The sequence below is a fragment of the Thiohalophilus sp. genome (assembly GCF_046483665.1).
Lineage (GTDB): Bacteria > Pseudomonadota > Gammaproteobacteria > UBA6429 > Thiohalophilaceae > Thiohalophilus.
This window is the reverse complement of sequence record NZ_JAWOCR010000018.1, coordinates 1-15,296: the sequence shown is the minus strand read 5'-3', so window position 1 is coordinate 15,296 and position 15,296 is coordinate 1. Positions and strand designations below refer to the sequence as shown.

Below are 15,296 nucleotides of genomic sequence, written 5' to 3'. Positions count from 1 at the left end.
ATTCAACTGTAAACATCCATCCAGCAACCTGATTTATCTTTGTGTACTACCCCAATGACGCTGCATTTCTATAAATGTTAATGAAGCCGACCAGGTAATAAGCGCAAAGCCGCTGAGAGCCTCGGTCCCATACAGAAACCGGATTGGCCCTTCAGGGTAGATTTCGCCGTATCCAAGCGTGGTAAAGGTAATCGATGATAAATAAACATGATCAAGAAATAACACCGGATAGGGGGCAATGATATTCCCGCTACCAGAAACATATTCAAGCAATATCCAGGCAGTGGTGGCAAACAGCGTGATCTCTACGGCATGAACCAGGATCAGGGCAATCACCATCATCAGAATACGCTGCCGCCCACGCTGTCCCGAGCGTTCCAGCCAGGCGCTGAGCCGGACAAACGCTTCATAATGCAGCGTCACAGCCAACAAGAGCGTCATTATCGTCATACTCACAATGATAATATGGAGTTCGTTTAGCATATTTTTCCCTGATAATATCCCTGATTTAAATCATCTCGTTTTTATATATTGTCCGGGAATATAGCAAGAACTGTCAGGGTTGGACCAACATAACCTATTGGAAAACCGAATTAATCCTTCTAATTCGGTCATGCCTGGCCCTTACAATGGCGATTCGCCTCCAAAACCAGCCCTGTAATCCAGGGGCGACTCCCGCATTGCCAGCATCCCGTGCTGTTCTTCAATGTCACGGTAGCGGCCATGACTGCCTGGTGTTGCCCTGATCGCCTCAAGAAAATCCCTGCCACCCACCGCCAGGCTCTGTGTCCAGCAGGGTTCGTGCGCATAGTCCGCGTTGGCCATTGCCGTTTCAATCCAGCCGGCATGCTGTTCGCTTAATCCGGCGTTACTCTGAATACCCAACAGTTCACGTAATGCCAGGCGATCGATTACGGTGTAGCGTTGCGGCGCGTGCTGTATCTCACGGTAGCCGCAGACAGCCCACTCGCCGGGGTGGCTGACCACGCCGGCGCGTACCATGTTCAGATCGATATACACCATACAGCGCGCCAGATATCCCTCGCTGTCCACTGCCGTGGCATGATACCGATCCTCCCAGAACGCCCCCTTGCGGCCTTTTCGCCGGTTGTATTCCTGCGCGACCCGTCCGGCAATCAGCTGCATTGACTCGGCAATCTCGCCCTCGCCGCGATCGCGGACCAGCAGGTGAATGTGATTGGAGGTGACGATGTAATTCAACACACACAGGCCAAATCGCTTCCTGGCCTGGTACAGCCAGTACCGCCAGCGCTGGCGGTCTTTGGCAAATTTGAGTAGAAATTCCTGGCGGTGGCAGCGGTGCGAGATGTGCCAGATGTGATTGGGTAAAAAATGGCGGTTGGCGCGCGGCATGACGGCTTCCTCCTTAAAGCGACGTTTTCATCCATGAAAAGAGGCGTTTAAGGCCTCAGACAGCGTTTATTTTAGTAAAAAATATTGCTTATTCAACTGGTTGCGGTGGTCCGACCCAGGCATTGCAGGCATTGTTCATCCTTATTCAACTGGTTGCGGTGGTCCGACCCAGGCATTGTTAACGCCTCACTCAGTGTTTATTTTGGTAGAAAGTCATTCTTATTCAACGGATTGCGGTAGTCCGACCCGGGTTCGAATCTTGTAGCCCGAACCGGGTTCGATTTTCGTCCTGATGGCTTGAACGGCTTTAGTAGACGGGCACGAGGTGATACCCCTGTGCCTGATAACCGATTAGTGAAATAAAACCATCACCAACCAGATTAAGCTCAGATAGCAGGGTTTGGTTATCGATAGCGAATGCATCGGTCGCCACGGCACAGATCTCCTGTTTAATTCCCAGTCCTGCAAGCTTTTCGACATTGCCTTCGATTTCCATCAGCAGGGCGCTGTGCGTGTCTTCAATTTCAGCTGTCGGGGAAGTACTGAGATATTGAACGCTGGGACCGATATATACCAGCACAAAATCAGGCGTTACGCCCTGATCCTGCATACCCTTGAAGGTGCCCTGAATGACTTCCAGATAAAAATTCATTTTCTTTGCATCGGCAATATCAATCAGAAACACCGCCTGGCCGACTTTTAAATCAGCCAGTGCAGCACGGTCGTTTATCTGGCTACTGGCATGGCTGTAGCTGGTTGCCAGGGCCAATGACAGAACCAGCACTGTGTAGTAAAACAATTTTCTCATGATGTACTCCGGGGGTTATCGGTTTTGCATGTCCTGTAGGTCAACAATCGAGCAATGAGTTTTGCGTGTTTGCTGGCAGTTTTGATCGCCTGGCTGATGATCGTATGAACAGCTTTTATTCTGAAGTTCACGATAGTCAGCTTCACTATAGGCTGTTGCGGGGAGGTTGGGTGGGTAATACACGCAATCCCCGCACAGCGCATTAACGTCAACCTTTTTTGACATAGAACTGCATCACCCCGTCACTTTGCCCTGATTCCATCAGTATGTGTCCCGTCCGCTCACACCAGGAGGGGATATCTGTCAGCGTCCCGGGATCGGTGGCGATAATCTCCAGAATCTCGCCACTGTTGATTTTTTTCATTGCCACATTGGTTTCCACGATCGGCATGGGGCAACACTTGCCACTGGTATCCAGCTTGCTGTCGGCTTTGATATTACTCATCGTTGCGCTCCTTAAAAATACTGGCAATGTTCGGCTTTGGCGGCTTTTTCGTTCAAAAACCACGATGCGCCGACAATACCGCTGGCTTCCGGGATCAGGTTGTCCTCGTTCACGCCGAAGATACTGGACGCCAGAGAGCAGGCATAAAAATTAACGTTATCAGTGGCTTTAAGCGCCTGAATCACGTCGTAGATATCCGGGGGCAAGCCCGCCTTCTCGACCTGCTGGCGAACCCAGGCATCCTGCTCGGCATGCTCCCCCTGGATCACCTGACCCTTGGCACCTTCCTCGGTCAGCGCCCTGACCGCCCAGTTCACAAACAGCAGATCGACCTGGGTGCCCTCCGCCCCCTGCAGATAGGCGAAAGCCAGGGGTGTGAGCAGTTTGTCGTAACCGTCCTCACGGACCACGATTGCGAGTGATTTCATCGTTGCCTCCTTAGAACGAACGTTCGTTCTAATTTATGGGCTAAAAAAAGGCCGATGCCGTCTGAACCAATGGTTCAGACCGCCACCGACCGCCAGGCACATTGCCAGATCTCATCGAGATACTCCGGCAATGGCGCGTCCAGAATCCCATCCAGACGTAATTGAATTAACCGTAGCGCCCCGCCAAACACCGCCGAGGCGGCCACGATCGGGGTCATCTCCCGGACTTCGCCATGCTTCATTCCGGCCACTACCATTTCGCGCATCTGCACGAAGGGGCGCGAGGAACAGACCGGTTTCTGGTCCGGAATAAACTCTTTATGGCGCGAAAACAGCATGAACCGCATCACCGCCGGCTCCTGCTCGGTCAGCTCGAACAGCAACGCAATGGCCGCCCGGCAGCGATCGTGCGCCGTGGCATGGGTCGCTTCGATCTCGCTGAAGCTCGACTCCATGCGCTCGACCAGGGTCTCGTACAGACTGCGGGCGATACCTTCCTTGTCGCGGAAATAGTGATAAATGGAGCCGGTGCTGACCGACGACGCCTTAACGATGTCCGGAATCGAGGTATTGAAAAAACCCTGCTCGGTAAACAGGTTCAGCGCCGCCCCCAGCACCTGCTCGGTGGCCGGGCTGGAACGGGAACGTTGGGTTTCAGCTGTCGTATTCATATCTACAGACTAGAACGAACATTCGTTCTAGTCAAGCAAACGATTGCATTTTTTATCAGGGGCTTGGTAGAGCGCCCGTCAGCATCAGCAAAGGACTGAATCGCGACGGATTCCAAATTAAAAACTCCTCACTATAAGGGGGCGACGAGATGTAGTCACCGATCCTATTTACCCCTATTTACCCGGGCTGTCTCTAGTATCATGTCCTTTATGAATCGTCGTAACGCATTTTCCGTCCCGGTTGTCCCGGCGCTACTGATCATCAATGGCCTGCTGTTCCTGCTGGAGATGACCGCCAGTGGCCGCCAGTTGATCGATCTGTTTGCCCTGTGGCCGCCCGGTTCAGGCGCTGCACCCGGCTTTCAGATCTGGCAGCCGGTCACGTACTCGTTCCTGCACGGCGGGGTATTTCATTTACTGATCAACATGTACGCCCTGTGGCTGTTCGGCTCACGCATGGAAATGGTGTGGGGTTCGAAGGCCTTTTTGATTTACTATTTTGTCTGTGTCATCGGCGCCGCGCTGGTGCAGTTGCTGGTAGCCGGCCTGAGCGCTGGACCCGGCTACCCCACCATCGGCGCTTCGGGCGGGGTATTTGGCCTGCTGCTGGCCTTTGGCCTGACCTTTCCCAACGAGAGGCTGATGCTGCTGTTCCCGCCGGTGGAGATATCCGCCAGGTGGTTCGTGTTGATCTATGGCGCGATCGAACTCTATTTCGGTGTCACCGGCAGCTTTGCCGGGGTGGCCCACTTCGCCCACCTGGGTGGCATGCTGTTCGGTTATGTGCTGATTCGCTACTGGCGCAGCCATCCACCGCGCTATCGTTAGTCACATTTTAATTCTGTTTTGACTGCAAATATCGCGGTTCAACGTTTATTAATGACATACTCCAGTATTTCAACCACCTGCTCGGGGCTCTCACACACGGCGTTGGCGGCCCGATCTACTTCTTTCAACGCATGGGTCAACGCCGGGTCATGCAGGGTGATAATGGACTTGCCCAGCGCGGCGGCATAGCCGGCATCAAACGCCGCGTTCCACTGGCGATACTTGTCCCCGAACCGGACCACCACGATATCCGCGTCTTTAATCAACGTCTGGGTGCGAATGGCGTTAATCCCCGCGCCTTTATGATCATGCCAGAAGCTGTCGTCCTCTTTGCCCAGGATAGTCACCCCGACATCATCACTGCTGGCATGATCGGTAACGGGACTGACACACGACACATCCAGACTCGCGGCCTGCGCTCCGCTTTTAATTCGCTCACGCCAGTCGGTATGTATTTCACCGGATAGATAAACGATCCACTGCTTGCTCATGTTTTAAAACCTTTAATTGTTTAATTTTCACTGTGAACCTACCCCCTGTCATTGAGCAGAAATTTTCCCGGTGGCAGTGATGTGCCAGATGTGATGGGGTAAGAAATGACGTTTAGCGCGTGGCATAACAGCGCCTCCTCCTTAAAGCAACGTTTTCATCCATGAAATAAGGCGTTTAAGGCCTCAGGCAGCGTTTATTTTAGTAAAAAATTACGTTCGTTCAACAGGTTGCGTTGGTCCGACCCCGGCCCGCCCGGCCATCGCGGATATAGACAGTATCAATCCCCTTTCGTTGAATAATTCCCTCTGACCACTCCGCCTTAACCCGGGTTTTTCGCGGCCGGGCCTTTCCAATCTCTCCCCCCTGGAAAGGGGCTTTGAGTTTTGATCAGCCGACGGCACCGAGGGCGACCAGCGCAAGATTCATCCCCTGCACCAGGGCAATAACCAGGATGAGCGCGACCGGATAGACCGAGGAATACGCGATCACCGGTCGCTCCGAGACGTCGGCCTGACGAATAATATCCAGTCCCGGGGTAAAGGTCATGCCGCCGCAAATGACACCAAAACATTCGCTCACCGGGATTTTCATGAAAAAGTGTCCGAACAGGAAACTGACCAGCATGGGAATGACGGCGAACAGGATCGCGTAGGCCGCGTAATAGACCGCCTGAAAGTCCAGCGACTCGACAAAGCTCTGCCCGGTATCGAACCCGACCTGGACAAAGAACAGTGCCAGTCCCAGTTCCTTTAGCACCGCTGTCGCATTGCGCGGGAAACGCCCGATAAAATTCCCAATGCGACCAAAGTGGCCGAAGATCAGGCCCGCCACCAGCGCCCCACCGGCGAGCCCCAGAGAAAACGGTCCCAGTGTCGGCACCGGGATAATAAGACCGCCGATGGCAAAGGCAAGAAACAACGTCGCCGCCAGCGAGCCAATATCCACCCGCCGCTGCACCGTGTGATGTTCATGGCCAAGGAACAGCTCCAGTTGATCAAGCTGGTAGGGCGTCCCTACCGCCACAACCACATCGCCGTATTCCAACGTAAGATCGTGGCGCGGGACAAATTCCACATTAGAGCGAATGACACGGGTGATCGAAATATTGTATCGAAGCCGGACACCGAGATCGTTCAGGGAACGATTCAGTACGGACGTGTTCTCCACCACGATCGAGCGGGTGTCGAGTTCCGAGTTCTCATCGAACTTCTCTTGAATTTCCTCACCGAGCACCTCGCCCACGGTTTTTACATCGTCGGGCAGGCCTTCCAGGCGTACGACATCGCCAACCAGTAGGACGGTGTTACCGCCTGCCGTTCGCAGCGAGAGATCGCGCAATATCCCGGATATCACCACGTTGTGCAGCTGGAATAGCTCGATATCGCGGATCAAATTGCCGGATAATTCAGTGTTATGCACTTTGTATACGGCCGTATGCACTTGCGAACGGGATTGCACTTCCGCCTCCATTCGCCCGCGCAATAATTTTACCGAGATCGTAATAAAAAGAATCACGCCCAGCAGGCCGAAAGGATAGGCAACGCCGTAACCAAAAACAACCTCACTCTCCGGACTGAACTGCAAGGCACTGATCAGCGCCGGGCTGGAGGTGAAGGCCCCGGCAAACAGACCGAGTCCAACGCCGGGAGGTACCGATGCAATGGCAATGATCGCAACCACGGTCACACCCGCAACGGCCAGCAGTACCAGGACATTGGCAATATAACGTTTTCCGTGTTGTTTAAAGGCACGGAAAAAACTCGGACCGGCCTCCAGTCCGACACAAAGCAAAAACAGAACAATGCCGAGATCCTGAAGGATGATGATAGGCTCGAATTGATAAAAATAGCCGGCAATCATCGCAATAATCAAAACACCACTCGATCCAAAACCGACGCCCTTGATCCGCAGATTGCCAAATGCAACCCCGAGCATAATGATCAAAAAGGTGACAATCAGCTCGGTCTTGCGGAAGAAGAACTCAATCGGTACAACACCTTCTGTTTCCAGCATAGGACCTGATTCCTGTTAATGTGAAGTGCCGCGGCCTCCGATGAGCCGTGTTCGATTTACAGGAAAATGAATCACTCGCACGCTGAGAAGCGATCCACCGCGCCTTGCAAATCAAGTTCCAGCATAGTTGGTCAGACCGCCTGGATCGATTCAATCTGGTTCGATTCAATCAGCGAGCACAACCTGGATAAGTCAGGGTCAGCGCACCGACTTCTCTAATAATTAGCAACAACTGTGCCCTGGCCGGTTTTTCCTGCCCCTGCGTCTCAGTCGGCGGCAAGACCGATCTCCAGGATCACCGCACCATTGGCCTCGACTTCAATGGGGGGCATCCAGCGTACGCGTTCGGGCTCGATCGCCGGAGCATCGCCCTCGCCCAGGATGAATTTGCGGACGGCGTCTGCGCGAGCCTGCGCCAGCGCTTTGAGGTCCACTTCGGTAACGGTCTGGGCGGCGGTCACTTGCGTGGCCAGGTGTTCGCGATAGGCGGTGGCGTCGAATTTCGGCGGCTCATTTTCTGCTGCGCTGGTGAAGCGTTCGCGAACATCGCCGAGCGCCCGCTGCGGATACCGATCGGCGAACATCGCCTCCAGCGTCTCGCGGGTTTCGGCGGCCTCCAGGCTCGGATTGGCAACGTTAATGCCTGCCTGGTCCAGCCGCTCGACCAGGGCAGCCCGGGCCCATTGCCGTTGAAGCGCCGGACGATCGACATCCGGTGCATACGGTGCGGGAAGCGCAACCGCGAGTTCGGGCCGTTTGTTAAGAGCGGTGCGCAGTTGGTCCAGGCCTTTGCGTTGCGGTGGTGCGACCTCGCTGGAACCCGGGGCGAAGGCCACCTTCGCGAGCTCGTCGGGATCGGCGTCGCCGCCAACAAGGCTGGCCAACAGCCGAAACGGCGAAGTGATAATGCTTTGCAATATATCCGTGAGCGCCTGTCGAATCGCCGGCCCGAAAGAGAACTCGGGATCGTTGACATTACCCTGAACCGGTATATCGACCTTGATCACCCCGTCGCTATCCTTGAGCAGTGCGATGGCCAGACCCAGCGGCAGGTTTGTCGCATTCGGGTGTTCGAAGGATTCGCCCAGCTTCAGGTCGCGCAGAACGATGTGGTTGCGGGCGTCGAGACGGCCGTCGATCAGCTCGTAAGTGAGATCGAGATCCGCACGGCCCGCAGCGATCCGCCGGCCGGCGAACTGGACCGCATAGGGGGTAAACGCCGGAATAGCCAGGTTATCGAAGTCGAGAGCGACACGCGCCCGGCTGAGGGGGTTCCATGGATTGAGCTCCCCGTTGATCTGGGCCTGGCCGTAATCCGCGACCCGCCCCTCCAGATCAACCCGCGCAGGTTCCTCCACGCCGGGCGAAAGCCGTGAGATACCGCCCTTGAGCTGCTGCACGCGGGTGGCGAACGGCAGCGGCAGAGAATGATCCGTAAAGGCCAAGACACCCCCGTCGAGGCGAACGCCGTCGACCACAATATCGAACGGTTCGGTCTCATCTTCCGGGGCAGCTCCCGGGGTGGCGGGCTGCTCGACCAGCAAATCCCCCAGATTCGTGCTGTGGTCCTCGGCGATGAACACCCGGGCGAAGGGCTGATCGATCCGGATGACCGACAGCTCAAGCAAACGGGCGCCGAGGCGAAAATCGATCTTGTCGACGACCAGCGCCTGCCAGCCCACGACTTCCTTGTCACCGTCGCGTTCGCCCATGTCCAGGGCATCGATCCGGGCGCTGCCGGCGTAGGTCAGCGGGTCGTCGGGGCCACTGCGCAGTTCGCCTTCGGCACTCAGCTTGCCGCTGTCGATCCGAACGTGCACGAAGCGTTGGGCAAATGGTTCCGCCAGCGCAAGCGCCAGATCCTCGACCTCGAGCGTACCGGCCAGGTCGAGTCCGGGCAGTAGCTGGACTTCCCCGCCGAAGGCGAATTCCCCGCCCAGCGCGAATCGACCGCTGACCTGAAACGGCGCGACGGCGTCATCGGCAAGGATGAAATCATCAACCGAGAAGTCGACATCGTCGAGCGCGATCGGCACGGTTGGGCCGCGCTGGACGGGCCGGACGATCATCCCCTCTTCATCACGCGGCAGCGGTCGGCTTATGAACTCGGCCAGCAGACGGGTGAAACGCGTCTGCCCCGAGTCAAACCCTTCTTCGTGCACACGGGCACCTTCCAGGCGCGCCGTGGGTACAACAGCCGTCCACTCGAACAGGCTGGACCAGGCCGCCACGTCAACAAACAGGCGTTCGAAGCCAATGAGTTCCTTGCCATCGACGTCGTCCAGTGCGAGATCCTCGACCTCAAGGGTGAGCATGAACGGATTGGTGTGGACGGCCCCGATACGCAGATCGCGGCCGAGATCGTCTGCCACCATATTGACCGCATAGCCCGTTGCCACCCACGGCAGAACGAGGAAGCCAACAAGCGTGTACACAATGACGACGGCGACAAGCCAGAAACGGATTCGGCGCAGGTTGAGCCAGTACTCGTGCAACCAGGACCATGCTGAGCGGGCGGTAATTGTCTTCATGGATTTGCCTTTGGCACGCATGGCGCCCATGTAATAGAGAAAGCGGGATGCGAGGCATGCTGGTTTAGCTTTTACGTGGCCTTGAACGGACATTCGTAAACCGTCACCTCCACTGTCTCAATCCACACCGCAAGGTGTCAACCATTGGAGGGCCCCGGACAGATAAAGTATAGGAGGTATAACCCCTCTTTTCACTGAAAAACGCCTCTGACCACCCTGCATCAACCTGGCTATGTCGCAGCCAGGCCTTGCCAATCTCACCCATTGGAACAGGACTTTGCCCCCATCAGTTTAAGTTGATGATCAATGTGCGCTGACGTACGGATGCAAACGACAAGTTCCAATGAACTCACAGAACCTGCGCAGATGCAGGGAATATTGCAGACACTCGAGTGTCAACTATACTGAGATATCGAGTCGGGCATTAATGACAAAGAGTGTTCAAAAAAATGCTATGGATTCGGTAGCAGGAATGTTGCTTCCCGGCACTTTACAGAAACCGGCCCACCAAGGAGCAACCATGAACCAATCTGAACTTATTGAACACATTGCAAAGGAGCTGGGCATCTCGAACGCTTCGTCACAGCGGTTGCTGAAGGCGACACTCAGCGAGATTCGTGACCTGCTCCGGGCCGGAAACGCGGTAACCATCCCGCACCTTGGCACTTTCGACACGGCGACGTACGAGGAGCATCGTGGTTATCGGCCAGCCAGTCATGACTTTGCGATCTTCCCCAAACGGCGCGTCCCCGTGTTTCGCACGGGCACATTGCTGCGTGAAGATGTTTACGATATCGAATCGGACGAAGCGGGTCCGCAGACATGAGCGACGACAACAAGATCACGCTTCCCGCCTTTGCAGAGCTGGTGGCCGCACGCGCCAAAGTCAGTAATGCCGAAGCAAATACCTATATCCACCAACTGGCCAAGACCATAGGTGAGGAATTGGAGTCCGGCGATGATGTTCATCTGTATCACTTCGGCCGCTTCCATACGACCCATGTCGATGAACAGGCGGGCCACGACCCCAACTCCGGCGCGCCCTTAACGATTCCCGCGCACTCGCGTGTCCACTTCCGCCCCTACAGTGCATTGCGTTTTGCTGTCAACGCGCCTTTCCGTCAGCTGCGAATCAGGGAACTCACTCCGGAGAAAACCGCCTGGCGTACCCGAACAGGCTTTTGGATCTTGCTGGCACTGTTTGCCTTGTTGCTGATCATACTTGGTATCTGGGCAGCGAACCGGCTATCCACTCAGGATGAGCCCCGGGTTTCATCCCCGGATCAGACCCAGGCTCCAACCCCGACTCCGTCTCAAATTCAGCCACAAGCTCCATCCCCGACTCCCTCCCAGGCTCCGCCCGAGAAGTCATCGGATAAAATGGTAGTAATACCCACCGAACAAACTCCCGGAGCGATAGCCCCTACAATTGCTACCGACGCCGCCCCCCACAACCACTTCCGATGAGCAAGCACCCGCAGCCGCTCCTGCTGACTCTGTAAAACCGGAAACCAGCCCGTCGCCAGCGGCGACAACCGAGATCGTCGTCTCGCCCGGCGATACGTTATGGGGGAGTGCGGCAACCAGACTGGGGGACGCCTTCTGGTGGCCGATTATCTATGCGGAGAACAGACCCGAATTGCCGCGCCAAAACCCGGAGCTGATCGAAAGCGGGATCACATTGCGCATCCCCACACTGGCCGGTAGCGTGAACAATCCCACTGTCGCTGATCTGCGGCTAAGAACGAACGGCTACCAAATCGTGGCCGACGATTACCGGAAACTCGGCAATCCGCGAGCTGCGGCGTATAAGGCCGTCGCGGTTCGGTGGTCGAAGGAATGATCGGGTAAAAAGCCAATGGGGAAAGAGCATTGAGCCCTTGAAGTTATTTCTTTGGATATCGAGCTCTGAGCTCCGCCATGACCTGCTCGGCATCCAGGAGTTCGACTCGTCCCGCCTGAATATCTTCCAACCGACGCCTGATCTCTTCCGTCCAGGCGGCTTCCCATTCTTCGCGCGAGAGGGACTCGTTGTCTTTGTCCAGGCTGCGGATTAAATCGAGGGCAATACGCACCCGATTCTCTCCGGGCAGGGCAAAGACTTCCTTTTCAAGGTCGTTGATACTACGTGCCATGGTGTGCCCCCTGCAACGATTGTAGTCCATGAATTTTGAGAAACGCTATCTTCATACATACTGTCCAGAGGATAGATCGCAACGGAGCTTAATATGCCAGAGGTAATGGGGGGGGTAAAAAGTAGCAATTAGCGCGTGGCATAACACGCTTCCTCGTTAAGGCGACGTTTTCATCCATAAAATGTGATGCTCAAGGCCTCAGACAGCCTTTATTCGAGCAAAAAATTAAATACGTTCGACAGGTTGAGATGGTACGACCCTGGCCGGAAATCAAATACGCACAGGCGGACGAACAAAAAACGCCGAACCGGGGTTCGACCTTTTTCGTAACTGCCGCTGCAGTGCTTAAGGAACGCTAAAGTACCTTACGTTGTTATTCTCATTGCCCTAGTAAACCTTCTTGTACGCGTCGGCAAAGAACTTGATACGATCACCGCGGTCAATATTGGTACTCGGCACCTGGAAAATCATGGCCGAATACTTGTTCGGCGTCAGAGTCAGGATGGGCGTGGTGCCGCCGTCCCCTGGCCTGTAGTGTCCTCGCCCGACAACACAGCACCACTTGCAGTTGTGTTGCCGATGTTCTGCACCTTGACCTGAAACCTGTTATCGAAGCCCGGTACCTTGGTGACCTCAATGATGGTTAGATCAGGGTAGGCCCGGGGCGGCAACGAGATCGTCTTCCTGATCGGTACCATCTTCGTCGGCATAGAGCTTGAAGAAGTGCCCGGTTGGGCGCTCGGTTTCGCGCGCATCAATAAAGTTTTGCATTCCCAGCTACCGGCGCGCAGACATAGCAGCTCCCTCCTCAAAGCCGTGTTTTCACTCATCAAATGAGACATCCAAGGCCTCTGACAGCCTTTATTCCAGTAAAAATATCGCATGTTCAACAGGTTACAGTAGTCCAATCCCGGCATTTCCTCCTGAGGCGGTTTTTCTGGAATTATGTCATTCCCCTGCCATACTTGGTGATTGATACCGGCATTGCCCGCCGGGGAAACCGGCGGGATATCGGGGTACTGGCTTTCACCAGGAATGAGTGTGTTCAAGGCCCCGAGATCAAAACCTTCGAGCGAGAGGATCCAATGGCGCACCAAATTACGATGAAGCTTGCGCAAACCGGTCAGTCGGGTCGAAAACTGAAGATTCAGCTGCTGGACAATCGCGCACTGCGAATCCGCGAAAAACGCAACAAGCGACAGCGCGTATACAGTATTGACCTGTTGGCTCTGGACCCAACCAGTCAGCAAAGACTCGCTTTGTGCCGACCCTGGCTGATTGGTAGTGTATTGACCCTTTTTAGTGTGCTTTTCATACTCTGGTTGTTACCAGGCTACCTGCCCGGTAAAGCCGACGGTTATTTACTTCTGACGCTGGTACTGGCCAGTCTCCTGCTTACGGGGCAACTCTACCTGTTCTGGAAATACAGCAGCCGCCAACGGATTTACGTATCCAGACACGCTGGTGTCCCATTAGTAAAACTTCAGGTTAACCAGCCTTCGCGCACCGAATTTGAACAATTTGTTCAACACCTGGAGCGGCGTATCGCCAAACTGGGCGAAGATTTCGTACTCCCCACACAAAACCAGTTAGCCGGTGAATTACGTATGTTAAGGCGTCTGAATAATAGTCAGGTCATTGCCCATACCCAATACGAACAGGCCAAGGAAAAACTTTTCGGCAGATTCGAAGAGTCATCCACTTCCAATTCCGGGCTGCACGGGATGGCAGATGCCTGATACTGTGGTCTGACTCTTTGATTTATGATTGGGCCACATTATCGAGTCAGAGCAAAGATTTCACTAATATTAGCAAACTGTGTTCTGTCCCCGGTTTTCTGGCATAGTTTTATTGTTGCTGTTCCGTCTCTTTATCACCGCCAAACAGGTTGAAAAGATTCAGGTCGATCTCGTGAGAAACCTGATCGGCACCGTCGAGCTTGCTCTGCAGCAAGGCTCGATAGCGCGCCATTTGATGATTCTGCAAATTGCTCTCCGTGAGCGGTTGCTGGGTGAAGTTGGCAATACGCATCATGCTGGCGAGCCCATCGAGTAGCGCATAGCGCTTATCGGCGAGCAGAATCACCTCTTTGCCAAGATGCCAGTAGATGTCCAGATCTTTGATATCCATGGCATCCAGTGGCGGGAGTAGCGGCACGATATCTTCGGGCGTCACCAGGCGGTAAACCCCCAGGTCTGCAAACTTGTCGGCCCCGGCCACATTGGTCACCTTCGGTTGCCCGAACGTCACCACTTTATCAATATCTGCCCCGTCAAGGTCCAGGTACATAGCCAGTACCAGTGCGACCGCCCCGCCCAGGCTGTGGCCCGTGGTACTGACGGTATACCCCTTCTTCAATAACGGTTTGACCTCTTCGTAGATCACCTGCGCCGCCATCGAGAAACCGCGATGTACGCGGACCCCGGTATGCGGGTCGGTCACCAGTCTGGCATCCATGTTCAGCAGAGTGTTGGCGATATTAAAAGTCCCCCTGATGGCGATAACCTGGTGTTTGGTTTGATCATTGGTCAGTAAATAGTAAGTGACCGCCAGCCCCGGGATGTCACTGTGACGGGTCAACAAATAGCCATGGGATTGAACAATCTCCTTGACCTGTGACTCGGACAGATAGGCCGCTTCAGAGAAAATCGCGTACTTTTCCAATTGCGTAAAATCGATGTGATCATTTTCAGCGCCCGTCGCGCAGAAACTCATACCCATGGCGAGAAATATCGCCCATACGCGAAGCAGCAGTATCAATTTGCTATGGAAAAGTCGAGGCATCGTTTGCGTTCCGGAAACAGAAATGGGAAAACCCCGGAACATGCGAATTCCGTGGACAGGATTTCATTTATACATTTCACAGGCGGGGATTGCGGGAAACAGAGCACAGATTGTGAAACCGGGCAGGGCAAAAGACAAGACCCGATATTCAGATATTTAGATATTTAGATATTTAGATATTTAGATATTTAGATATTTAGATATTTAGATATTTAGAGATATTTAGGGTCAGAGTAAAAATAGCGACTGACTGACATTAAGTTTTTACTCTGACCCTAAATACTCGGCTGTTGCCGGTGTGGTGGCCGGCTGTGTCGTGCTTGGGATAGCCGAGATGGTCCGTCATCTCGCCTTCGAGCATAGCCTCAAAGGCTTTTTGCTGAAGCTGCTGGGTCAATGCGGCAAGCTGCTCTGGCGTTTTGACTGCCTAGATATTTAGGGTCAGATATTTAGGGTCAGAGTAAAAATAGCGACTGACTGACATTAAGTTTTTACTCTGACCCTAAATACTCGTCGTCGTTGTCCAGGCTGCGGAGTAAATCCAGGGCGATGCGTGACCGGTCCTGTTCAGGCAGGGCCATGAGTTCCTTTTCGATGTCGTCGATGCTGCGTGCCATGATCTGTCCTCCTGCAGCTGATTGTAGTCCATGATTTTGCGGGTTTCCTGCTCGGCGCTTCGGGCAGGGGCGAGTTGCCAGGTACCAGGAGCGAGGGCTGTTGTTCTACTCCCCTCTCTCCCGCATCAAGTGCGAGGCAGGCTCTAACCTCCCCCTTATACGCGAGGGTA

The 15,296-nt window shown here is 54.5% G+C and carries 17 protein-coding genes; 4 read left to right on the top strand and 13 right to left on the bottom strand.

The annotated features are described in order from the left end of the window. Positions 1–33 precede the first annotated feature (33 nt). The 6 genes from R6U90_RS04900 to R6U90_RS04875 all read right to left on the bottom strand — a co-directional run bounded on the left by R6U90_RS04900 (position 34) and on the right by R6U90_RS04875 (position 3,726). Positions 34–483 carry an ion channel gene (locus tag R6U90_RS04900; protein ID WP_410351556.1) on the bottom strand — a complete coding sequence of 150 codons (450 nt, stop codon included), beginning with the start codon at positions 481–483 and terminating at the stop codon, positions 34–36. 141 nt (positions 484–624) lie between these two features. Continuing rightward, the gene (locus tag R6U90_RS04895; RefSeq protein WP_410351555.1) at positions 625–1,374 is read right to left on the bottom strand and encodes a transposase; all 750 of its coding nucleotides are present in this window, start codon (positions 1,372–1,374) and stop codon (positions 625–627) included. A 307-nt stretch (positions 1,375–1,681) separates the two neighbouring features. Next, positions 1,682–2,182: a DsrE family protein gene (locus tag R6U90_RS04890; protein ID WP_410351554.1), complete on the bottom strand. Its 501-nt coding sequence runs from the start codon at positions 2,180–2,182 to the stop codon at positions 1,682–1,684. A 208-nt stretch (positions 2,183–2,390) separates the two neighbouring features. Further along, positions 2,391–2,627: a sulfurtransferase TusA family protein gene (locus tag R6U90_RS04885; protein ID WP_410351553.1), complete on the bottom strand. Its 237-nt coding sequence runs from the start codon at positions 2,625–2,627 to the stop codon at positions 2,391–2,393. Positions 2,628–2,638: 11 nt separating this feature from the next. Then, the gene (locus R6U90_RS04880; protein ID WP_410351552.1) at positions 2,639–3,055 is read right to left on the bottom strand and encodes a DsrE family protein; all 417 of its coding nucleotides are present in this window, start codon (positions 3,053–3,055) and stop codon (positions 2,639–2,641) included. Between the two features lie 74 nt (positions 3,056–3,129). Next, on the bottom strand, positions 3,130–3,726 hold the full coding sequence (locus tag R6U90_RS04875; RefSeq protein ID WP_410351551.1) for a TetR/AcrR family transcriptional regulator: 597 nt from the start codon (positions 3,724–3,726) through the stop codon (positions 3,130–3,132). A gap of 210 nt (positions 3,727–3,936) precedes the next feature. Between R6U90_RS04875 and R6U90_RS04870 the strand changes: the two genes are divergently transcribed. Beyond that, positions 3,937–4,554 (top strand): rhomboid family intramembrane serine protease, encoded by a 618-nt coding sequence (locus R6U90_RS04870; RefSeq protein ID WP_410351550.1) that lies wholly within the window; start codon positions 3,937–3,939, stop codon positions 4,552–4,554. Positions 4,555–4,592: 38 nt separating this feature from the next. Here R6U90_RS04870 and R6U90_RS04865 read toward each other — a convergent pair whose 3' ends face one another. The 3 genes from R6U90_RS04865 to R6U90_RS04855 all read right to left on the bottom strand — a co-directional run bounded on the left by R6U90_RS04865 (position 4,593) and on the right by R6U90_RS04855 (position 9,683). After that, on the bottom strand, positions 4,593–5,045 hold the full coding sequence (locus R6U90_RS04865) for a YtoQ family protein (protein ID WP_410351549.1): 453 nt from the start codon (positions 5,043–5,045) through the stop codon (positions 4,593–4,595). A 388-nt stretch (positions 5,046–5,433) separates the two neighbouring features. Next, the gene (locus R6U90_RS04860; RefSeq protein WP_410351548.1) at positions 5,434–7,059 is read right to left on the bottom strand and encodes an aspartate:alanine exchanger family transporter; all 1,626 of its coding nucleotides are present in this window, start codon (positions 7,057–7,059) and stop codon (positions 5,434–5,436) included. Between the two features lie 266 nt (positions 7,060–7,325). Beyond that, positions 7,326–9,683: a DUF748 domain-containing protein gene (locus tag R6U90_RS04855; RefSeq protein ID WP_410351547.1), complete on the bottom strand. Its 2,358-nt coding sequence runs from the start codon at positions 9,681–9,683 to the stop codon at positions 7,326–7,328. A gap of 250 nt (positions 9,684–9,933) precedes the next feature. Here R6U90_RS04855 and R6U90_RS04850 point away from each other — a divergent pair, with 250 nt between their 5' ends. Both R6U90_RS04850 and R6U90_RS04845 read left to right on the top strand, forming a co-directional pair. Then, the gene (locus R6U90_RS04850; protein WP_410351546.1) at positions 9,934–10,416 is read left to right on the top strand and encodes an HU family DNA-binding protein; all 483 of its coding nucleotides are present in this window, start codon (positions 9,934–9,936) and stop codon (positions 10,414–10,416) included. Beyond that, the gene (locus tag R6U90_RS04845; RefSeq protein WP_410351545.1) at positions 10,413–11,057 is read left to right on the top strand and encodes an HU family DNA-binding protein; all 645 of its coding nucleotides are present in this window, start codon (positions 10,413–10,415) and stop codon (positions 11,055–11,057) included. The genes R6U90_RS04850 and R6U90_RS04845 overlap by 4 nt, the downstream gene beginning before the upstream one ends. A 419-nt stretch (positions 11,058–11,476) precedes the next feature. On the opposite strand, the gene R6U90_RS04840 is transcribed toward R6U90_RS04845, so the two are convergent. Further along, positions 11,477–11,725: an addiction module protein gene (locus R6U90_RS04840; RefSeq protein ID WP_410351544.1), complete on the bottom strand. Its 249-nt coding sequence runs from the start codon at positions 11,723–11,725 to the stop codon at positions 11,477–11,479. Positions 11,726–12,222: 497 nt separating this feature from the next. Beyond that, the gene (locus R6U90_RS04835) at positions 12,223–12,843 is read right to left on the bottom strand and encodes a hypothetical protein (RefSeq protein ID WP_410351543.1); all 621 of its coding nucleotides are present in this window, start codon (positions 12,841–12,843) and stop codon (positions 12,223–12,225) included. On the opposite strand from R6U90_RS04835, the gene R6U90_RS04830 reads away from it, so the two are divergent. Next, positions 12,829–13,464: a hypothetical protein gene (locus R6U90_RS04830; protein WP_410351542.1), complete on the top strand. Its 636-nt coding sequence runs from the start codon at positions 12,829–12,831 to the stop codon at positions 13,462–13,464. The two genes, R6U90_RS04835 and R6U90_RS04830, sit on opposite strands and share 15 nt — an antisense overlap. A 109-nt stretch (positions 13,465–13,573) precedes the next feature. On the opposite strand, the gene R6U90_RS04825 is transcribed toward R6U90_RS04830, so the two are convergent. Further along, a complete protein-coding gene (locus R6U90_RS04825) occupies positions 13,574–14,509 on the bottom strand; it encodes a lipase family protein (protein ID WP_410351541.1) in 936 nt (311 codons plus the stop codon). A gap of 491 nt (positions 14,510–15,000) precedes the next feature. Then, positions 15,001–15,126 carry a hypothetical protein gene (locus tag R6U90_RS04820; protein ID WP_410351540.1) on the bottom strand — a complete coding sequence of 42 codons (126 nt, stop codon included), beginning with the start codon at positions 15,124–15,126 and terminating at the stop codon, positions 15,001–15,003. Positions 15,127–15,296: the final 170 nt, after the last annotated feature.